This window comes from Maridesulfovibrio sp. (genome assembly GCF_963678865.1).
Lineage (GTDB): Bacteria > Desulfobacterota > Desulfovibrionia > Desulfovibrionales > Desulfovibrionaceae > Maridesulfovibrio.
In genome coordinates this window covers 1473615-1494221 of sequence record NZ_OY787459.1, presented here as the reverse complement: position 1 = coordinate 1494221, position 20607 = coordinate 1473615, and the positions used below count along the sequence as shown (strand labels likewise).

Sequence of the window (20607 nt, the reverse complement as noted above, 5' to 3'; positions counted from 1 at the left end):
GTCCGTGAAATTAGAAGAAATCAACTAGAGAAAGCAGTTGAATTCATCGCAAGCTATAAGCGCTATTTATTAGTGTGGATTCAGTGAAAAGCAGTGAAAGACATAATGAACTGCATTTTTACCATACTCCAAAAGCAGTTTATTCAATTCCATTTTAGAAGGGCGTAAAGATGAAGACTATATCAATTCGGTTGTCAGACCATGAACATAGAAGACTTATACAACAGGCAGAGAAGGCAGGTACAACTATAACTGATCTGATCCGTGATGCAGCAAAACGGGTAGCAAATAATTCAGAGGAAGAGATCAAGAATATTATCCTAGACAGTGAAGCCCGCACTGCGGAGAGGATCGCCGATTTTCGCAGAAATCTCGTGGCTGAATTTAGTTCTCAACAACAGCTGATGAAGAGAAAGGCGGGTGAAAATTATGGCTAATAAGGAGACTACAGGAGCAGTTCTTCCTCAACGTGAAATCGAATGTTTTTTGGGAGTGTTTGCGGTTACACTTATTTTGATATTTTCATCAGTTGTCTATGGGGTCGGTTTGCTCAGGCCTTATGGATTGGCTCCAATATCCTTTTGTAAGTTATTTTGCTTGGCAGGTTTGCATGAGATCATTGGAATGTCCTGGACGTATGATGCTGCGATGGCATGGTGGAGAGCAGGGCTATGGCCTGATGTCAAATATGTCTTTTATAGTGTGGTGGTCTTTTCTAGTTTTGTTGCTCTATGGCTAGCAGAGCTAGCTAGTCGTCCACCTGCGAAGATTCGCCATATCCTTGGGTCTCGTTTTGTGGGATTTCATGAAGTCTCTAGAAAGGCTGAAAAAGCAGTAGTGAAAGCTTTGAAGGGCGAAATTAAGCTTTCAGGCAAGGGGTTAAATATACACCCTAATGTTGCATTATCACGCGACAGAGAGAGCAGACATGTTTTGTTTATTGGCTCTACTGGGGGTGGCAAAACAGCTATTATGTTGCCACTTATAAAACAGGCTCAAGATCGTGGAGACATTGTTCTAGTCTTTGATAATAAGGGTGATTTTACTGCTCATTTATCTGGTTTAATTCTGGCTCCCTGGGACGATCGCTGTATAGGCTGGGCAGTAGGGGAGGACATAGAAAATAAGGAAGACGCTGAGACACTAGCTGCTCGTATAATTCAAGAGACTGGCAATGAGCCTATGTGGGCTCAAGGTGCTAGGATGATCCTTGTGGCTTTTATCGTTAAGGCCCAGAAAGAAAAAAACAAGAGTTGGGATTTTTCTGATATCATTAAAGATTTGAAGTCCGCAGATAGTATTAAAATTAAGCAAGTAGTTGATAAATATAACCCACTAGCTTCAATGTTTGTCACAGATCCTTCATCTAAAACAACTATTAGTTTTTTAGTTCAAGTGATGGCCTTTATGGCCCCAGTCGCAGCTTTGGCAAAAGCTTGGGAGGGAAAGAAAAAAATATCGTTTCGTCGTTGGTTGACAGGTCAACTACGAGCCGGGAAAGCCAATACAGTAATACTACAAAGCAATTCTAGGTATTCAGAAACGACCAAAGCATACATCCATAGTGTTTTAGAAACACTAGCTTCGATAGTTAATTCTCCTGAGCTCCCAGACTCCCGAGAAAGACGAATTTGGCTTTTTATGGATGAGGTTCCGCAACTTGGACAGGTTATCAAACTGTCCGAATTTCTTGAGATTGGTAGGTCAAAGGGATGCCGTGTTGTGCTCGGAATTCAAAGTATATCGCAAGTAAAAGAGATATATTCTGATAATATTGCAGACTCCTGGCTTTCAATGGTTGGTACTACAGTCCTGTGTAGGACGCAGGGGAAGGATTCTCCGAAATGGCTCTCAGAGCTGATAGGCAACCGTAAAATAGAAAAATTAACTGTTTCAACATCTTTTTCCGAACCTCCTGCAGGATGAAATACGCAGCAAGTTACTAAAAATTATAGTTATCAGGAGATTGAAGTGCCTGTTGTTCCACCTCAAATAATTTCTTCTAGTAAAGAGCTAGGTCCATGGGGAAAAAAGGGATAAGGGCTATTTTGCATACCAACACAGATGTTGTTTGCCGTCTCATCTGGCCTTTCGAAAAGCATAATACAATACGTCCTGCTGTTAAGGTTAGAAAAGAGTCCGCAAAGCTAGAGAAAGCAATAAGACGTGTTAGCAAGCGAGCTTCAGAAGGGATTGTTAAGCCGGGAAATGCAGGGCCTAATGAAGGGAAAAAGGGCAAGGTAGAGATTATGTCTGCTCTTGATGAATTGGCTGAATTGACAGGCTTTTCAGACGATGATCAGGAGGGCAGGAAATAATGCTATCAATCTGCCGTATGAGCATTGGAAGCTGCGATTACTATACTTCTTTAGCTAAAGAAGACTACTACACTCAGGGGGGAGAACCCCCTGGGCGGTGGTTTGGAAAGAGTGCAGATATCTTACAGTTGTCCGGGCAAGTCGATAATGATCATTTAAAGGCAGTCCTTCGAGGAGTATCCCCTGATGGGAAAAATCTGGTACAGAACGCTGGAAAGGAGCGTCAACCTGGGCAGGACTTCACGTTTTCGGCTCCTAAGAGCGTTTCGGTAGTCTGGGCTAATGCTGATCAAAAAGTACGGCAAAAGATTCAGCAGGCGCAAAACAATGCGGTTGATAAGGCTCTTGAACGAATTGAGGAGCTAGCTCTTACACGGCGTGGTAAAGGCGGGCATAATAAAGAACATCCAATTGGCATTGTTGCTGCTAAGTTTGAGCATAGCACCAGCCGTGCGCAAGATCCGCAACTGCATACTCACTGCGTTGTGGCTAATCTTGTCTGCCGTGACGATGGCTCTTGGGGTGGAATGGAATCAACCCTCCAATATCAGAATAAGCTAGCTCTAGGGGCTTTGTATCGTTGCGAGTTGGCGGCGGGGTTTCAAAAGCTGGGCTTTCAGGTGCAGAGGGACGGAGACTCTTTTGAGATAGAAGGAGTTGGAAAAGAGATAATTGACTATTTTTCTACCCGTAGAGAGGAGATTGAAAAATCTCTTGCAACCAAAGGATTAACAGGAGCCAGAGCCGCTGAAATAGCCGCTCTGGATACCCGCCAAGCTAAGGAGATGCAAAGCCGAGCAGTTCTTTTTAGGGAGTGGCAAGAAGCTTCTCGTGAGTTGAGTTTTGATTTTTCGGACGTGATGAATAGAGCAGAACCAAGTAAAGAATTAGAAAATCCCAAAACTATCGAGGAATTTTTCGAAGATTTGACCGATAAGACCAGTACATTTTCTGAAGCTGATATCTGGAAAACAGTTGCTATTGATGGGCAAGGCCATCTTAACGCGGATGGTGTTCGTAAGCGCGTTAGCGAGTGTCTGGAAAGCTCAGAACTCGTCTCGCTTAGGAATGAAAAGACCGGGACTATCCGCTACTCGACTCGAAAACGAGTTGAGCTCGAAAAGCGTATGGTGGAGTCCTTTGAAAAAAGGAAAGGTGAGGATTCTCATAGGGTGTCGGAACAGGCCGTAAAAAAGGCTCTCGTTAGTCGTTCTCTTACTGCTGGGCAGGAAGCAGCTTTCAAGAAAATCACCCAAGGAATAAATTCTATCGAACTACTACAGGGGCATGCAGGAACGGGGAAAAGCTATTTGTTAGGCGCTGCTAAAGAAGTCTGGGAAGAAAGTGGATACAGAGTTAAAGGCTGCGCTTTAGTAGGGAAAGCTGCACAAGGCCTTGAGGAAGGTTCCGGTATTGAATCCCAGACACTTCATTCTTTTCTATACGAGTTAGAAGAAAGGCGTTCCGTCCTAAGTAAAAAGTCCATCTTAGTTTTGGATGAAGCAGGCATGGTGGGCTCTGTGCAGATGGAAGATCTTTTAATAAGGGCTGAGCAAGCTGGCTCAAAGGTTGTTCTTGTGGGCGATTCAAAGCAGCTCCAACCAGTTAGTGGGGGCGGTTCTTTTGCTGCTCTTTGGGATCGCGAGAATGATCAGTTAGAAATAACGGACGTTTTTCGTCTAAAAGAAGTTTGGCAGCAAGAAGCAGCATTGAAGATCCGTGAAGGAAAGAGTCTGCAAGCTTTGGAAATGTACGACAATAATGGAAGTATTTCGATCGCAGATGACCGCAAACAAGCTATTAACTTAATGGTTCAGGATTGGAGCCAGCGATACAATCAAGATAAGCCAGGAGATTCAATCATGCTTGCATCAACCAATTGGGAGGTGGATTCTATAAATGATTGGGCGCGTCAGCATTTACAGGACGAAGGAAAGCTCGGTCCTGTTTCAGCAAATTTCCATAGTGAATCCCAAGGGCAGGATATTAAACTTGCAGAAAAGGATCGAATCGTTTTTTTGAAAAATAATAACGAACTGGGAGTCAAAAACGGAACTCTTGCTCAAGTTGATTTTGTAGCAAAAACAGAAAGTGGGACTTATGTTCATGCGCGTACAGATGATGGCAAGTCTGTTAAGTTTTCAGATAGAGAGTACGGGCATATTCAATATGGGTATGCCGTCACCACCCACAAAAGTCAGGGTGTTACCGTCGATAGGTCTTATGTCCTGGGTGGTGGCCCTATGGTTTCTCAAGAAATGGCATACGTACAGGCAACGCGCCAACGTCATGAGGTTAACTGGTACTTTTCGAAAGATGATCCTGAAGTATCCTTTTCTAAAGGAGGTCTTTCAAAGGTGTTGGAAGAGACTTCTAAGAAGATGGATCGTTCTCAGGGAAAAGATACAACGTTGGATTACTCCATTGAAAAGCAAGTAGAAACAGATAAACTTTCAAAGCAATTATCACAGAATTATGAATTTACTCTTTCACGCTAATTTTTTCAAAAAATATTGTTAGCACTAATTTGTGAAATTATTGATGTGTGGCGTGAGTCGCTATTTTGATCGTGAGAAGTTATAAAAAAACTAAAAAGGTCTATGGACATACTTATTTTGATGATTATCATGTCACCTGAATAATAAAGCTTAGGTGGTTTAAACATGACAACTGATTTTAAAAACGATCGATTTCAAATTCTTGCTCTAGACGGCGGAGGCATAAAAGGACTTTTTTCCGCTGCTATTCTCGCCCAACTTGAAAGTGATTTTTGTATACGTATTCAAGATCATTTCGATCTAATCGCGGGGACCTCCACTGGTGGGATTATAGCTCTTGGACTTGGTAAGGGGCTATCTCCCAAAGAACTCGTTGAGTTTTATATTCATGAAGGTCCTAATATTTTTCCTGATAGTTATCTTGATACTCCTCGTCATCTGGTATCTTGTAAATATGGTAGCACCTCCCTCGAAGTGTGCCTGAAGAAGAATTTTGGAGATGTCATTTTGGGAGAGAGTGAAAGAGCATTAGTCATTCCAGCTTATAACATAAGTGAAGACGATGTTTATCTTTTCAAGACCCCCCATCACAAAGGGTTGAGAAGGGACTGGAAAGTTGAGATGTGGAAGGTGGCGATGGCTACCAGTGCTGCACCAACCTATTTCCCTGCATTTACAGGTGTGGACGATATGCGTTTGATCGATGGAGGAGTGTGGGCAAATAACCCTACTATGGTTGGTATTGCCGAAGCGAAAAACAAACTTGGTGTGCCACTCGAAGCGATACGTGTTTTCAATATTGGGACAACAGACGAGGTAAAAGGAAGGCCTAAAAATTTAGATAAGGGTGGAAGATGGCAGTGGAAATCTGAGGCCATTGAAGTTGTCCTTAGGGGGCAGAGCCTTGGTGCTTTTACACACGCAGGTCTTTTGCTTGGAAAGAAGAACGTTGTTCGTCTTGACCCTCAGGTTCCGGATAGACATTTTGCTCTTGATAAAGTTTCTACTGAGGGCTTGCTTGGTAAAGCGGCGCATTTTAGCCGCCATATTGGCCCCAGTTTTGAGGAAAAATTTTTGAAACATACTGCGCCAAAGTTTGTACCGTTGCACAGCTATCCTAAGGAGGTAGTAGATGGATAAGTTAAGTAAAGAGTATACATTTCTTCTCGATGAGATTGCTAGAGAATTGGATATATCGCCAAGCAAGTACGAGCAGGCAGTGGAACGTTATTCCTCTGTTGGCGAATGGTTGGGAGAAGGTGACTACGGCCATTGTTACGATGGCCCAGATGTGTACCCACAAGGCTCCTTTAGAATGGGAACCGTTGTTCGTCCTTTTATCGATGGGGCTGAAGCTGATTATGATATCGATTTGGTCTTCGAGTTGAAGAAGCGCGTAGATGAAACGACCCCTAGAGAAGTTAGACAGCAGGTCGGTGACCGGTTGAAATATCATGGTATATACAAACAGCTCCTTAAGCCTGAGAGTCGGAGATGTTGGACGTTGGAATATGCGGAAGAGGACGGTGTTGGTTTTCACCTAGATGTGCTAATGGCTGTTCCCAAGAGTATTGGGAACGACGCTGTTTCAATTACCCACCGAAATGAAGACTGCTCTTACGAATGGGCTTCCAGTAATCCAAAGGGCTACGCTGAATGGTTTGAAGAAAAGAATCAGGTTGCATATGCTGCAGTTGAGAAACTTCAGAAAGATTTCATCCTTGAAGGGTACGAAGGTCTCTATGCTAATATTGATGAGGTTCCAGATCAATTGGTCAAAACCCCTCTACAAAGATCAATTCAGATTTTGAAGCGTCACCGTGATCAACGGTTTTCAGGACATCCTTATGAGGATGCAAAGCCAATCTCAATGATAATAACTACTCTTGCTGCAATGTTGTATGGAAATGAGGCAACTACTTTTGAAGCCCTTACCAATATTGTTCAGCAGCTTGATGCTCATGCAAGCCTTATTGATCATGGTTTTGCCCTTGAGAGCATGCAGGCTAAGAGAGACCTAGTTATTAAAACAGATGATGGCAAATGGATAATCCCTAATCCCGTTGATCCCGATGAAAATTTTGCAGATCGTTGGCATGAGAATGATCATGAAAAGGCTAAATATTTTTTTCAATGGGTGAAATGGGTACGTCAGGATTTGATGGATATCCTTGGGGAACAGTCAATTAGTGAGATTTCTGAGGCTGTGAGCCCTTATTTAGGTGAACGAGCTGTTAAGGCCGCTTCCGTCAGAGTAGCGTCTATTGGTGCGCCAACCATGATAGCAGGCAATGCTGTTGATGATGATTATCCGAATGTCGATATCAATGATCCTGCAAAGCCTTGGTACGATGGATAGGTGGTCGTTTGAGTGAATTAATTAAAGTACAGTTTGACGAGCTTGTAGCTGTCCACAAAAGACCATCTTTGAAGCAAGATGCAGGGGGGCTTTTCCAAGTTGTGGGCGATATAGGATTTTCGTCAACAGCTGGGGGAGTCTCCATCAAGGATCGCTACCAGATAGAAATACATATACCTCTAGAGTATCCCGATAACCTTCCAGTGGCGAGAGAAGTTGGTGGTAGAATTCCAAAGGATTTTCATATTAACCCTGACGGTACTCTTTGTTTGGCAGCTGAGATCGAGGTAAAGCGTAGATTTGTTAAAAGGCCGACTTTGAAATATTTCATTGAAGATCTTGTTATACCATTTTTATTCCAACATTCCTTCTTTGAAAAGTATGGTAAAATGCCTTTTGGCGAATTGTCTCACGGTGCAAAAGGTACCACTGAGTTTTATTGCGATTTTTTTAAGGTTAAAGATGAAGTAATAGCATTAGCTCTTTTGAAAGTAATTGCTGAGGATAATTATCGAGGGCATCATCAATGTCCCTGTGGCAGTGGTAAGATTTTGAGGAAATGTCATGGTCCCAAATTGTTAGAACTAAAGGCTCTTAAACCTCATAACTTTTTTCTTTCTGAGTATGTGGGGTGCGTTTTTCGTGAAGGTGAAAAAACCGTTGTTCCGAATGTATTAAAAAGTAGTCGAATATTCAACTTTTTGAAAAAATAAGTTATCGTGATTGAATTTGGGCAATATCTTGTAGTTACTAAAGCAAAGAGTTGAATTATGAGATCGTATACCTTTCTGATGAAGATATCTGAGTATTGTCCGTTGAACTGTAGGTATTGTTATACAGAGAATAGTGTTTCAAATTTTATGGATATAAAACTAGTCGGACATACTGTTAGGTTTGTAAATAATTCTGAGGAAATAGATGCTGCTAGGTTTGTTTGGCATGGTGCGGAGCCATTGGCTGTTGGGGGGGGGAAGTTAAATGATTTCATTTGTTATGTGAAAGATCATTGCGAAAAACAGGTTCAATTTTCTATCCAATCAAATGCTGTTCTAATTGATAATTCGATTATTGATATTTTGAAAGAGAACAAAGTATCGGTAGGTGTTAGTATTGATGGAACTCAGGGAGTTCATAATTTTCATCGGCCATATAAAGATGGTAGGGAAAGCTATAGTCGTGTTCTTTCTAACTTAATAGAGATGAAAGATGCAGGTATTGATGTTTCCTGTATCTGCGTTTTGTCTAAAATATCTATTGGTTATTTGGCTGATATATATAGTTTTTTCAAAAGGCATGAACTGCCGGTAAGATTTTCTCCTATACGTCCATATGGTGGTGCACAAGGCTGTAAGCTAACTCCCGCCAAAGAAGAGGCAGCAGAGATCATGTGTGCACTCTTCGATATGTGGGCACAGGATCAATCTGACCATGGTTGCGTACTGGTGGATGCCTTGGAGGTTATAGGCAATATCTTGGGTAATAAACCCTCACTATGCACTTTTGCGAAAAATTGTCAGGATGGAATTCTGTGTGTTACCGTAAACGGAAAGTTGGTCCCATGTACCGATTTTCATGGAGCGCATTATTCGTATGGAAACATAGCTGATTTAAATTCTTTGTCGGATGTTCTCAGCAGTTCGGTGTATAAACAATTTTCTAGAAGATGTTTTTCAAGGGGAAAATGCCACGATTGTGAGTTTTGGGAGTTCTGTTTCAAAGGCTGCCCTTATAGGGCCATAGAGTGTGGAGATTTTACTGATAGGGATCCTGAAGAATGTTATGTTAATCGTATCTTTTTTAGCCATGTGACTGATCGCGTGCTAAGCTCAATTAATAAGGAGTAGTATGATGAACGACGAACAAAAAATTAAGATTATTCGCGAGAAAATGAAGGATTCACCCCCTGCTAACATTACCAAATCAAATTTACAAAATGCAATTTCTAAATGTGCTGCGGATATAAAGGAAAATGGTGGTGTCATAGTTGCAGATGATGAGGTTAAGCATATTGATTTAATCTATATGAAACATCTTAATTCTAATACGCCACAAGAGTGAGCTCCTTGGTAGGGATTCCTAGCTTTGCAGTATGAAAGGTTTTAATTTTTCTTAGTTTTTTTATTGATATTGAATAATATTGGGAGTTAGTGGGAAAGTTACCAAAAGAAATGAAATGCGCAAATAGTTGGCTCTATCGGATTGAGGTAGAAAGTCGTCAACTAGAATTTGTTAAAAGGGGTAGGAAATAGTTAGTGGTATAAAAAATGGCATATAAAATTCAAATAAATTTTTATCTATTCAAAATTATTTAATAAAATAAGTAAAATCGAATCCCTCCCTCCGCCAGAGCATAATTAAGCCCTTGGAATCACTTAAGTGTCCGAGGGCTTTTCTTTTTGATTCCAAGCTTCTACACTGAAGACGCAAAAGATGTGTGCAAACATACCCGCTTACATCGCTGTTGAGGGCGTTTGTAGCTACCCTTTTCGAGCTAAATTCCCGGTCGATTTTTAGGGGGTCAAGGGCAAGAAAAAACAGGCCACCCAGCTCTGTGCCGAATGACCTGTATTTGTATAGGGGGTGAAGGTATTGAAATGAAAAATAATTACTGACTGGGAGAGCTTGTAGGTATATGTGTAGTGGTTCATACTTGATCTGACAGTCCGCCTTTTTGATGGGACCGAAATTGTCAGTTTAGTTTAAACTCAGAACCTTGTCGTTCCAGAGTTCTTTTCCATCCAGCATAGTTGCCAGTGGTGTTCGACCGCAACACATTTTTCCCTGATGAGATCGTTGTGTGTTGTATTCATCAATCCAGATATCGAGATCAGCCTGCAATTCTTCCAGTGAAGTGTAGATCTTGCGCCTGAACGTGACCCTGTAAAATTCATCCAGAATTGTTTTGTGGAAACGTTCGCAAATCCCATTTGTTTGCGGATGACGTGCCTTAGCCTTTGTGTGCTCAATGCCGCAAACGCCAAGAAACAGCTCGTAATCGTGTTTCTCAACGCATCCGCAGTACTCGGTTCCCCTATCGGTCAACATGCGCAAAATGCCCATCTCCTTCTCCGCGAAGAAAGGAAGGACCTTGTCGTTGAGCATATCGGCTGCAGTGATCGGCGTTTTGGTTGTGTAGAGCTTTGCGGCTGCCCACTTGGAATAGGTGTCCACAAAAGTCTGCTGATAGATCCGCCCAACGCCTTTGATTGTGCCGACATAGAAGGTGTCCTGACTACCCAGATAGCCAGGATGGGCTGTTTCGATTTCACCGCAGGCCAAATCATCATCCTTTTTCTTCTCAAGGGCCTGAACCTGCGCCTCGGTGAGTACAACTCCTTGCTCTGCTGAAATCTTCTCCAGCGCAGTCAACCGGAGCTTGAAATTATGGAGATTGTGCCGGAGCCAAATGGATCTAACTCCTGAAGGCGAAACAAAAACGCCCAACTTTCTTAGCTCATTACTGGTTCTTGTTTGTCCATGAGCAGGAAAGTCAGTTGCGTAAACAACAACTGCGTCTTCGATTGCCTGATCTACCCGATTCTTCAGGTTCGGTTTACGACGGGACTTATCAAAAAGTGCTTCCACACCGCCTTCTTCCTTGGCTGAATGATACCGGTAAAAGGTGTCCCGAGAAAAGCCCATCAGCTTGCAAGCTCTGGAAACATTACCGAGTTCTTCCGCCAGATTCAGCAGACCTATCTTGTGTTTTATGATGTTTTGATTGAAACTGGACATGTGGTTCTCCTTGGGCACGGTGCCCTGTTTTGATGGTTCCTTAGTATTCCCATCAAAAAGGAGAACCTCTTCTGTTTCAAGAGGAAATGTCAGATCAAGTCGGAACTAATACAGTATATGTGCCAAAGATGATCGCACTACTCGGTGTATGCTGTCCTTATTGTCACGCATGCGCATAGCGCTGCATCTGCATTTGGGGCACATTGTTTCGTGAATCAGTTCATACCACTGTCCAGTCCAACCACAGTTCAAACATTTGTAGGCCATAAGCCCTCCTTTAAGCATGAGATTAGGCCCCAGAGCTTACTGGGGCCCTATAACAGGATTGAGGGGGATTAGTCAGAACTAGAATTTTCTATTGCTATTTTTCTAGAGTTGCTTTCAACAGCTTTTGTTCTTGGCATAGTTACCCGCAGTATACCCTTATTAAGTTTGGCATTGATGTTTTCTTTGTCAGCATCCTCAGGAACGTTCAGGACTCTTCTAAATGATCCGTATGAACGTTCAACTCTGTAGTATCCTTTTTCTTCCGTCTTTTCTTCATGCTTCATTTCAGCTGAGAGAATCAGAACATCATCCTTAAGTTCAATGGATAAGTCCTTTTCTTCAATGCCGGGAAGTTCGGCTTCAACTACATACTCTTTGTCTGTTCCGTAAACATCTACCTTGGGCTTAATGGTAGCCTTGCCAAAGTTCGGTTCAACTTTATTGAACAGTTGTCTTGGCGATGGCATGCCAAAGTCTGAGAACATGGAATCAACCATACGATCAAAGTCCGCGTGGAAACGGTCAATCGGAGAAGCGTAACCTCTTACGCCCTGTTCCGTTTGTTTAATCGGAAGGGTTCTTTCGTGTTCGCTTTCCTTCTTGAACCAGTTCCAGGGATTCAGCTTGGTAATGCTCATAGCATCCTCCTTGAAAGTGTTTTAATTAGGGTCAGCACTAAATTAATAAAGCAGAGTTTTGAGCTGTCAAGAACACAAAATATAATTTTTTGAGGTCGTAAAGTTGCAGTATATCAGAGTGATAAACAGTGATTTGGAAGGGCGGTTCATTGTTATTAAAGTGATAAATGTCTATTCACGCCACTCGTTTTTCAGTACTGTCAATAAACTCTTTTTTTAATTCATTCTTCGACTGGAGAATTGTCATGATATTACCCGCGCTCCCTGATCCTCATGCTATTGCAGTACTGGTTTTAACTGCTGTTGCATTGATATTGTTCAGCCAAAAAAAGATTCCTCTGGAAACTTCAAGTTTGATTGTTCTCCTTATCCTGACGGTTGGATTTGAACTTTTTCCCTACCAAACTGGCGGTGAAAGGTTTAACTCCGTAAATTTCTTTTCCGGTTTTGGTAACGAAGCACTGATTGCAGTGTGCTCGCTCATGATCGCAGGGCAGGGTATTCTGCGTACAGGATCACTGGACCCTGTGGGACGTATGTTGGCCCGGTTATGGAAAAAAAGTCCTTCTCTTTCATTTTTACTGACCTTGCTGCTGGGTGCTTTCATCAGTGCTTTTATAAATAATGTTCCCGTGGTGGTTCTGCTGTTGCCTGTTCTCATCAGTGTTTCGTTAAGGACAGGTTCTCCTGCTTCATCTGTACTTATGCCTATGGGCTTCTCCACATTGGTCGGTGGCACCGCTACAACTATCGGAACTTCAACAAACCTACTGGTAGTTGCGGTTGCATCTGATATGGGGTTGAAACGTATAGAAATGTTTGATTTTGTATTGCCGGCAGTCATCGTCGGCAGCATCAGCATTTTGTATCTTTGGCAGATAGCCCCGCGTCTTATCCCGAAAATCGAAATTACTCTGACCGACGGGTCGGCTCGAATTTTTACTGCCCATTTGGAAGTTACTGAGAACAGCCCCTTGGTAGGCAATCCACTTTCGAAAGCCATTGAATTGACAGATAATGCTATGGAGGTGTCTTCAATTGAACGTGGCGAAGGAAAACCTATTTATCTGCATCCGGGGGTTATACTGCAAACCGGTGACCATCTTGTTATAAATGACACCCCGGATCAGCTTAAAGAGTTTGAAAAAGTTCTGCAGGGCACTCTTTTCCCTGTGGGATCAAAAGTTCCAGTTGACTCTGAAGCAGGGCTTGAAGCTGCTGACCAGCAAATAGCAGAAATTGTAATTTTTCAGGGCTCTCCGCTGAAAGGTACGACTTTGAAAGAATATCATTTTGCAGAACGTACCGGTATGACCACCCTTGCCATTCATCGTTCCGGGAAAAAACTCAAACGCTATCTGGATAAGATAAGCGACATAAAATTAAAACAGGGCGATATTCTTCTTGTTCAGGGACCGAGGGATAAAGTGGCGGAACTCAAGAAAAACACCAAGGTGCTGGTTCTCGATTCCACAATGGATCTTCCATATTCCCAAAAGGTCCGTCAGGCCATGGGCATCATGCTGGGAATTATTCTGACTGCCGCTTTCGGCATATTGCCTATTGCCATCAGTGCACCATGCGGAGCACTGCTTATGATCCTGACCGGATGCATGACATGGCGGGATGCAACACGGGCGCTGAACGTGCAGGTGGTTTTAATTGTGGTTACAAGTCTGGCCTTGGGCAAAGCCATGTTGATTACAGGAGGCGCGGATTATCTTGGTAAACTGTTCGTGTCGGTTAGCGGCGATGCTCCGGCTGCTTTGGTCTTAAGTGGACTCATGCTGCTCATGGCCATCTTCACCAATATCATTTCCAATAACGCAACAGCTGTAATCGGCACTCCCATTGCGCTTTCCATTGCTCAACAGTTGAATTTGGAGCCGGAACCATTTGTTTTGGCTGTCTTGTTCGGGGCCAATATGAGTTTTGCCACTCCCATGGCTTACAAAACAAATCTACTGGTCATGAACGCCGGGGAATATTCCTTTTCTGATTTCTTAAGAGTAGGGACCCCGCTGGTGGTGATCATGTGGGTTACGCTATCAATCGTTTTACCTGTTCTTTATCTTTAAATTCACAGTCAAGATAATTTATATCTCGGTTGTTATCGCTCAAGCGGCATCCTGCTGTAATCGTCCAACAGGCCGGACCTGAATTCTATGGTTCCAAGCGAATCGAAAACGGGAAAAGGGACAATGGAGATGTTCTTGTTGATTACGATCCGCTTTAGATCTTCGGAGAGTAACGCAAACGTGCTGATACCTTTTACTTGTTCCTTAATTTGAGAATCGTAGGGCGCAAACATTGGCTTGCCGGACAGAGATGCTTTGCTGAAATCCCTTCTATCCACCACCATATATTCCACTCCGTATTTCAGACAGAAATCAATGACTTCTACAATGTTCCCTGAATAATACGCTTTGAGCATGTCCTGTAGCCGGGGGGCGAACTTTTTCCAGTAGCCTGTGTTCCATGGGTGGGCCAATTCGTAAGATGCCAGCACATTGCGTTGTCCGAAAGTCAGCACATTGTCCATTAGATAAGGATTTCCGGCGATGACGGCATGGCGGGGAATCTCCCTGAGCACCGTTTCATACAAGGCAGCCTCTGGTGAATAATCATAGAGCCCGAGTAGCTCGGTTCGCATTATCCCGACTACGAAAAAAATTCCCACCAAAATTGAAGTGATCCATTTACGGGCTTTGTGCCATTGTCTCATGATACCGTGAAGGCAGATTGCAAGGAGAAAACAATAGCCCAGTGCGGTGGAGTATTCCAGATACCTTGATGGAACGAACAGTTTTAGAAGGATTAGTTTAGCCAAAAGGCTCAACAGCACTGAGGAAAAGAGAATGCAAATAATTGCTGTTAGATGGGGATGCCATTTCTTCCACTGAGCTGATTTAGCTCCCAGAAGGGCGGCTGCAGCGATTGCAATTAGTGCATTTGCAGCAGCGAAGTTGCTCATATCCTTAAAAGGTATAAGTTTCTCCCAAGGCCGGGTGAACAGTTCGTAAAAAATAGATGGAACAGGGATTATGGGAAATCTTCCCTGAGCGGTATATACCGGGTTATCCAGCATTTCAGCATATGTCGGGAGAGGACCGAATCCGGCTTTACTCATCTGCATATGCCAGAGAAGCAGAAGGCTGAAACATCCTCCTATAAAAATGAAGTCTGATATCCGTGTCAGGAATGATGGTCTGGAATTGAGGCCTATCAGCCATCCCAGCCAGCCTAATCCACTGGCTCCTGCGCAGAGTATGAAAATATAGGGAATAAACAAAGACTGCAGCAGAAGAGCCAGCCCCAGAATTATACGGGATCGGCACAACCACCCGTAAAAGTAGAGCATAAGCAATGGGGCGGCAAATCCTCTGGCTAAACCTCCGGCCATGGAGTGAAGAAAAAACGGACTGACCCAGTAAATACACAATGCGGCCAGCCCAAGCCGATAGTCTCCGATTCTGTTACCGGAAAGAAAGATGAGGGAACCGGTCAGGACATAGAGCACCCCAGTCAGAATATTGGAAAAATACAAAGGAGAGCAGAAAAAGGACGCTGCATAGTATAATCCCTGAACTCCCCATGGAACATACATCCTTGCATAGCTGCTCAGCAGGTCTTCAGGATAAATCCCGGGCTGACACCAGCGCTGCATCCAGAACAACTGTTGCCTGACATCATCGTTTATTATGTAAGGATTGATAAAAGCGGGCAGGTAGGCCCACAGAAAAATAAAGCTTGTGCCAAGAATAGCAAAGAGGAGCGGGGGGGCTGGAAAAGACGCTGAGTATCTATGTTTTAATCCGGTTTTTGATAAAATAGTATTCTGCAATTGAACTATCCAATGTTATACCGGGCCGGGTATAGAATGGTTAACCCGGTGCTTAACTTTTTTAAGTATAAACGCTATGTTAGACTGGGACTAATTGTTCTTTACTTTTCTTAACGGGCATAAGGATTAATATCAACTTTAAACCACTCTTCCTGCAGCTGTGTTTAACCGTGAATAGATTAACAGCGCATCATTTTCCCAACATTTAGCTAACCGATATGGTTAATCAGTTGTTCTTTTTTAACCGGTTTAGCCAGAAAACTGTTGCACCCGGCTGCAAGGCAGGCATTCCTGTCGTCTTCAAATGCGTTGGCTGTCAGGGCAACAATCTTCACCGGAGAAAGTCCTTTTTCTTCTTCGAACAGGCGAATTTTTCTGGTAGCTTCCAGACCATCCATCATAGGCATCTGCACATCCATGAAAATAATATCGAAATCCGGAGATTCTTTGTAGGTCTCAAGCCCCTCCAATCCATTCTCGGCCATGACCAGTTTATGCCCGCTACCTTTGAGGTAAAATTCAATCAGAGTCCGGTTGCTTTGTGAATCCTCTACCACCAGCACCTTTTTAGCCCTGTTGCTGGCTGATTTTTGTGGGGAAAGGTCAAGTTCAGTGCCGGTTTGCTCCGGTTCACAATGTATGGTGAAGGGCAGTTTGAATAAAACAGAGGTCCCGCCTCCCGTTCCGGATGATATTTCGATAGCTCCCCCCATAAGTTCAGCCAACCGTTTTGAGATGGGCAGTCCCAATCCAGTCCCCCCGTAACTGCGTGTTGTGGAGGAATCAGCCTGGGCAAAGCTTTCAAATATCTTTTCTATCTTATCCTTATCAATTCCGATTCCTGTATCTTCAACCCTGAAAAAGACCTCTGTTATCCCTCCATCCATGGGATTAGCCTCAACTTCCAGAAGGACTGATCCGGCATGTGTAAATTTAATCGCGTTGCCCAACAAATTTAACAAGATCTGCCTGACCCGGTAGGAGTCACCATTTACCCACACCGGTACGTTCTCATCCACTTCCATACGAAATTCCAGCCCGGCTGCTCCGGCAGGGACACTCGCAAATGACTTGATTTCTTTCAAAAGCGCTTGAAGGTTGAAGACATAATTATCAACCATCATTTGCCCGGCTTCAATTTTTGAAAAATCAAGAATCTCGTTAATCAACCGCAGCAATCCTTCCCCGGAAGTCTTGAAAAGATTAATATATTGTTTCTGTTCTTCGGTCAGTTCCGTTTCAAGGAGCAAATCAGTTACGCCGAGAATGGCGTTTAAAGGGGTGCGTATTTCATGACTCATATTAGCCAGAAAAACCGACTTGGCTTTATTGGCCTGAATGGCTGTTTCTTTTTCAATCTCAACCTGTTTCATCAATTTGTGTTGGGATACATCAGAAACCATGCCTTCAATGAAAACCTGCCCCTTGTCATTTATCAGACGACAATAGTTGGCAAACTGGCGAATTTCACCGGACGGCAGTCTTGCTTCAAATTCAAAGCCCTGTATATGGCCGTGTTCTTCCAGCAGCCGAAGCATTTCCTCTCTTCGTTGCGGGTCGACAAAAAGTTGAGTAGCGATGTCTTGAATATTCTCCAATACATCTTCCACTGAATCATAACCCGTTAGCCGGGCAAAGGCAGGGTTGACAGTCACAAGCTGTCCTTCCGGAGTGCTGCGAAAGGTTCCTTCGGTGGCATTTTCAAAAAAACTTCGATATTGCTCTTCTGCTTGCCGCAGATCCACGACCAAATTCTGAATTCCGTCAGACATTTCATTAAAAGCATGGGCTAATTGCCCCATCTCATCACCGGATTCGACTTTGAGCCGCTGGTCCATATCCCCGGCCTGAAATTTTCGAATGCTGGCGATCATGGTTGTAATTTTTTTGGTCAAAGTTGATGCCATCCAAATAGCAATGAAAATGACTGCTCCCACCATGAGCAGGGTGGAAAGTGTGATTTCACGTGATGTATTGGCTTGGGTGCGGTGAAGAAGTTCCTGCGTTTCCTCATTCTGTTTTTCCAGCGCCATCTGGAAATCCGTGGCCATGGTGCTGATTTTTTTACCTGTATCGGTAGCGGCCTTGTGAAATTCCCGCACATTGGCGCCGATGGTCACAAAACCGAATCCACGCGGCCCGGAATACCTTCCGGTATGATATGGAATTGCTGCCGCAGTAGTCAGCTTCCATAATCCACTCCAGAGAATGACAAAAGACCCGGACCCGCCATTTTGGGTCAGGTTGTTCCAACCGTCACATTGAGGAGCAAAATTCAGGTAACGACAGTCCAAGCCCAGCAATCCGGCATCTGTCAGTTCTCGGGCCGGTTTTTTTTCAAGTGATTGATTTCTGAGTACAGGAGCGGTCTTCTCCCATTGGGCAATATTTTTACCGCTCTTAAGAAAATCCTCATACATTTCCTCAGAAAGCCAAGGCACCGCAGGCAAGCCTGTCTGAGGATCATATCCGGTGATAAAGTAATCACGAGGATGAGAAATATTGCGGTCCTTGTAATCCCAAATAAAAGCGTAATTGCCCGTGGACGCGTCGGAAATAGCGGAATAGCGTTCTGCGGTAGGTACGATATGGTCTGAAAATTCCATTATATGCGTATGGTCCAAAGCCAAGGTTACATATCCGACAACCTTGCCGCCACGGACAACCGGAGTTGCCCAACGCACCAGCCCCTTAAATCGTTTGCCAACAGGATTCTCCTTGCCAGCGTAGGCTGCTTTTTCCGGCTCAAATTGAATTCCTTTTTTTTCTGCGGAAGCCTTTGTATACGGTCCTATGATCGGGCTTCCGACGTATGGTCCGATAACTTCGGAAACATAAATTTCGCCGGGCTTCAGTTTTTTGAGTTCTGTAAAATAGCCTTCCGCCTTGCAGTATGTGTTGGCTTTGTCCGAAATATCTTTTTTTTCTTTACTCAGGAAGTCAGATGTTCCGACCTTGACCAGTTCATGACCTTCAAGGTCGACAAAAGTCATTTCCAGAAACAACGGGATATTAATCCGTATCCCGCAATGCTCTGCTGGACGGGAATGAAAATCTTTGGTGTTGTTGGAATTGCGCGCGACGACGGCTCTATTCCCAGAGCAGGGTTCTGAGGGGACCCATGCGTCACCGGACTCATTCAATACCCAGGGAAAGGGCAATGTGACTTGTCTGATCAACGGATCGAGAAATTTGTGGAAATTTTCTTCGGTAGGTTCAATACCGGCAGCTAAACGAATATCGTTGTCTCTGTCGTAGAGAAAAGCGGCAAGGCTGCGGGCTGTATCTGTAGTCAGTCGTTCAATAGCTTCTCTTGATTTTAAATCCAGAGCCCTGATGGAACTTTCAACTGCGGTGTTGCCTATTGCATTTACTGTTTCATGGGTATCGTCAGATATGCGTGTAATTTTATCTTCCACAGACTGGCCTAAAAGAACCAGACCATTCCAGGCAATCCAAGCCAGCGCAATAAGGGGTAAAACCTTGATGACTACAAAAATTATAATCAATTTGCATCGAATCCCTATGGACCGAAACCAATGCATTTGCACTCCTTATTTGTAAAACAGCCAAAGCCAACGCCGGACTCTATGAATTTTTCCTAAGTTATAAAATACATATTATACATAAGAATAATTCAAAACAAGTATCTTAAGGGTGTCTTCCTGAAGACTTCCTCTCAATCAGTAGAAATTCATTCTGAATTAGTGGCGGGCTATCAAAGTCCACAAAAATACAACAGAAGCAGAAACTGGATTGTGATGGTTGCTATCAGTGGTTGAGCCTGGCCAGTCTGTACTAATTGCGCTCTGATCGGGAGTGTCCGGCATGGCGCGGTCAGCGGTATTTTTTTTGGAATCACCGGGAATATTGTTGGAGAGCCTTAGACGGTTGGCGTGTAATGAATTCGTTGGTCATGGCGTAAAAGCCGGATAAGGTCTGAAATCTTAAACCCCGAGCGCACGCCATAAGGTATCGGCCATGACCCTGATGTCGAACTCTGCTACAACTTTTTTGCGGGCAGCTTCGGCCATGGCTTGGCGTAATGAATTATCTTCGGCCAGCCGCATGATGTATATTTCCCATTCTTCCGGGGTACGGACCAGAAACCCGTCTATTCCGTGTTCGATGATTTCGGCATTAAAACCCACATCTGCAGCCACGGGAACTACGCCGCACGCCATGTATTGCAATATCTTGAAGCCACACTTTCCACGGGTATATTCGTTGTTTTCCAACGGCATCAAACCTATGTCCATGGCTTGAAGCTGGGAGACTTCTTTTTCTGAAGACCATGCAGCCCACTTAACGTGTTCTTTTCCTTCTCCGGTGTATTGGGCGTTGGAAATAATTGAAAATTGGATTGAGCCGACATGACGCTGAAGTTTGGAAATCGGTTCCTGTACCCAATCGAGATAGCTTGAAGTTCCCATCCAGCCGACTACCGGTACGGAATTTGGACGGTTGTTGCGGCCTGCAACATATTTTTTTGTATCGAGTCCGGTGGGAATGATAGCAATATTGTCTTGGTAGTGGTGCCCTTTTTCCGCCAAAAAGCGGTTGCCTGCAATACACAGGTCCGCCTTTGCACACTGGTTGGCGAATCGGCTGGCACATTTGGCGGCCTTGCGTCTTTTCTTGAGGTTGGCGAGGTCGAACGGAGGCATTGTCCAGATCGCATCGTCATAGTCAAACACGAGCATATCGCACTTGTGCTTGAGCACATTTATTTCTTGTGCGGAAAAGAGTTTGGCCTGAATGATATATATTTCTGCCTTGGGCAGACGGGCGAAGAAAACCAGACGGTTGAATATGGATTTAGGAACACGTTGCCATGAAACATCAAGTCCCTTTCCGTTACCAAGCTCTACAAAGGGCAGGACACGAAATCTAACGCTGGGGAGTGTAGCTCCGGCCGGGGTAAGGTAAATTATTTGGGTAGCCATGG

Annotated in this window: 15 protein-coding genes; 10 read left to right on the top strand and 5 right to left on the bottom strand. The window is 43.8% G+C overall.

Features of this window, described 5'->3' with window-relative positions:
• The first annotated feature begins 170 nt into the window (after positions 1–170).
• From ACKU41_RS06965 to ACKU41_RS06925, 9 genes are all read left to right on the top strand, one after another.
• Positions 171–437 carry a plasmid mobilization protein gene (locus tag ACKU41_RS06965; protein WP_321404778.1) on the top strand — a complete coding sequence of 89 codons (267 nt, stop codon included), beginning with the start codon at positions 171–173 and terminating at the stop codon, positions 435–437.
• Complete coding sequence (locus ACKU41_RS06960) at positions 430–1926, top strand: type IV secretion system DNA-binding domain-containing protein (RefSeq protein ID WP_321404777.1); 1497 nt, start codon at positions 430–432, stop codon at positions 1924–1926. Before ACKU41_RS06965 ends, ACKU41_RS06960 begins: the two co-directional genes overlap by 8 nt.
• A gap of 95 nt (positions 1927–2021) precedes the next feature.
• The gene (locus ACKU41_RS06955) at positions 2022–2318 is read left to right on the top strand and encodes a hypothetical protein (RefSeq protein ID WP_321404776.1); all 297 of its coding nucleotides are present in this window, start codon (positions 2022–2024) and stop codon (positions 2316–2318) included.
• On the top strand, positions 2318–4816 hold the full coding sequence (gene mobF / locus ACKU41_RS06950) for a MobF family relaxase (protein WP_321404775.1): 2499 nt from the start codon (positions 2318–2320) through the stop codon (positions 4814–4816). The genes ACKU41_RS06955 and mobF overlap by 1 nt, the downstream gene beginning before the upstream one ends.
• A 165-nt stretch (positions 4817–4981) precedes the next feature.
• Entirely contained in the window at positions 4982–5956 is a 975-nt protein-coding gene (locus ACKU41_RS06945; protein WP_321404773.1) for a CBASS cGAMP-activated phospholipase, read from the top strand.
• Positions 5949–7175 carry a nucleotidyltransferase gene (locus tag ACKU41_RS06940; protein WP_321404772.1) on the top strand — a complete coding sequence of 409 codons (1227 nt, stop codon included), beginning with the start codon at positions 5949–5951 and terminating at the stop codon, positions 7173–7175. Before ACKU41_RS06945 ends, ACKU41_RS06940 begins: the two co-directional genes overlap by 8 nt.
• A gap of 8 nt (positions 7176–7183) precedes the next feature.
• Complete coding sequence (locus ACKU41_RS06935) at positions 7184–7888, top strand: SEC-C domain-containing protein (protein ID WP_321404769.1); 705 nt, start codon at positions 7184–7186, stop codon at positions 7886–7888.
• 57 nt (positions 7889–7945) lie between these two features.
• Positions 7946–9019: a radical SAM/SPASM domain-containing protein gene (locus ACKU41_RS06930; protein WP_321404768.1), complete on the top strand. Its 1074-nt coding sequence runs from the start codon at positions 7946–7948 to the stop codon at positions 9017–9019.
• A 4-nt stretch (positions 9020–9023) separates the two neighbouring features.
• The gene (locus ACKU41_RS06925; RefSeq protein ID WP_321404766.1) at positions 9024–9233 is read left to right on the top strand and encodes a hypothetical protein; all 210 of its coding nucleotides are present in this window, start codon (positions 9024–9026) and stop codon (positions 9231–9233) included.
• 636 nt (positions 9234–9869) lie between these two features.
• Here the strand turns inward: ACKU41_RS06925 and ACKU41_RS06920 are convergent.
• Positions 9870–10910 carry an IS481 family transposase gene (locus tag ACKU41_RS06920; protein ID WP_321401718.1) on the bottom strand — a complete coding sequence of 347 codons (1041 nt, stop codon included), beginning with the start codon at positions 10908–10910 and terminating at the stop codon, positions 9870–9872.
• Positions 10911–11245: 335 nt separating this feature from the next.
• On the bottom strand, positions 11246–11815 hold the full coding sequence (locus tag ACKU41_RS06915) for an Hsp20/alpha crystallin family protein (protein WP_319780616.1): 570 nt from the start codon (positions 11813–11815) through the stop codon (positions 11246–11248).
• Between the two features lie 245 nt (positions 11816–12060).
• On the opposite strand from ACKU41_RS06915, the gene ACKU41_RS06910 reads away from it, so the two are divergent.
• Positions 12061–13893, top strand: a complete 1833-nt coding sequence (locus ACKU41_RS06910) for an SLC13 family permease (RefSeq protein ID WP_321404763.1) — start codon at positions 12061–12063, stop codon at positions 13891–13893.
• 32 nt (positions 13894–13925) lie between these two features.
• On the opposite strand, the gene ACKU41_RS06905 is transcribed toward ACKU41_RS06910, so the two are convergent.
• The 3 genes from ACKU41_RS06905 to ACKU41_RS06895 all read right to left on the bottom strand — a co-directional run bounded on the left by ACKU41_RS06905 (position 13926) and on the right by ACKU41_RS06895 (position 20605).
• Positions 13926–15482: a hypothetical protein gene (locus ACKU41_RS06905; protein ID WP_321404761.1), complete on the bottom strand. Its 1557-nt coding sequence runs from the start codon at positions 15480–15482 to the stop codon at positions 13926–13928.
• Between the two features lie 386 nt (positions 15483–15868).
• Entirely contained in the window at positions 15869–19204 is a 3336-nt protein-coding gene (locus ACKU41_RS06900; protein ID WP_321404759.1) for an ATP-binding protein, read from the bottom strand.
• A gap of 402 nt (positions 19205–19606) precedes the next feature.
• Positions 19607–20605 carry a glycosyltransferase family 4 protein gene (locus ACKU41_RS06895; protein WP_321404758.1) on the bottom strand — a complete coding sequence of 333 codons (999 nt, stop codon included), beginning with the start codon at positions 20603–20605 and terminating at the stop codon, positions 19607–19609.
• Positions 20606–20607: the final 2 nt, after the last annotated feature.

What these genes read in the sequence shown, in the direction of transcription:
- ACKU41_RS06965 (WP_321404778.1), top strand. Translation starts at nt 171, where the DNA reads ATGAAGACTATATCAATTCGGTTGTCAGACCATGAACATAGAAGACTT.
- ACKU41_RS06960 (WP_321404777.1), top strand. Translation starts at nt 430, where the DNA reads ATGGCTAATAAGGAGACTACAGGAGCAGTTCTTCCTCAACGTGAAATC.
- ACKU41_RS06955 (WP_321404776.1), top strand. Translation starts at nt 2,022, where the DNA reads ATGGGGAAAAAAGGGATAAGGGCTATTTTGCATACCAACACAGATGTT.
- mobF (WP_321404775.1), top strand. Translation starts at nt 2,318, where the DNA reads ATGCTATCAATCTGCCGTATGAGCATTGGAAGCTGCGATTACTATACT.
- ACKU41_RS06945 (WP_321404773.1), top strand. Translation starts at nt 4,982, where the DNA reads ATGACAACTGATTTTAAAAACGATCGATTTCAAATTCTTGCTCTAGAC.
- ACKU41_RS06940 (WP_321404772.1), top strand. Translation starts at nt 5,949, where the DNA reads ATGGATAAGTTAAGTAAAGAGTATACATTTCTTCTCGATGAGATTGCT.
- ACKU41_RS06930 (WP_321404768.1), top strand. Translation starts at nt 7,946, where the DNA reads ATGAGATCGTATACCTTTCTGATGAAGATATCTGAGTATTGTCCGTTG.
- ACKU41_RS06925 (WP_321404766.1), top strand. Translation starts at nt 9,024, where the DNA reads ATGAACGACGAACAAAAAATTAAGATTATTCGCGAGAAAATGAAGGAT.
- ACKU41_RS06920 (WP_321401718.1), bottom strand. Translation starts at nt 10,910, where the DNA reads ATGTCCAGTTTCAATCAAAACATCATAAAACACAAGATAGGTCTGCTG.
- ACKU41_RS06915 (WP_319780616.1), bottom strand. Translation starts at nt 11,815, where the DNA reads ATGAGCATTACCAAGCTGAATCCCTGGAACTGGTTCAAGAAGGAAAGC.
- ACKU41_RS06910 (WP_321404763.1), top strand. Translation starts at nt 12,061, where the DNA reads ATGATATTACCCGCGCTCCCTGATCCTCATGCTATTGCAGTACTGGTT.
- ACKU41_RS06905 (WP_321404761.1), bottom strand. Translation starts at nt 15,482, where the DNA reads ATGCAGCGCTGGTGTCAGCCCGGGATTTATCCTGAAGACCTGCTGAGC.
- ACKU41_RS06900 (WP_321404759.1), bottom strand. Translation starts at nt 19,204, where the DNA reads ATGCATTGGTTTCGGTCCATAGGGATTCGATGCAAATTGATTATAATT.
- ACKU41_RS06895 (WP_321404758.1), bottom strand. Translation starts at nt 20,605, where the DNA reads ATGGCTACCCAAATAATTTACCTTACCCCGGCCGGAGCTACACTCCCC.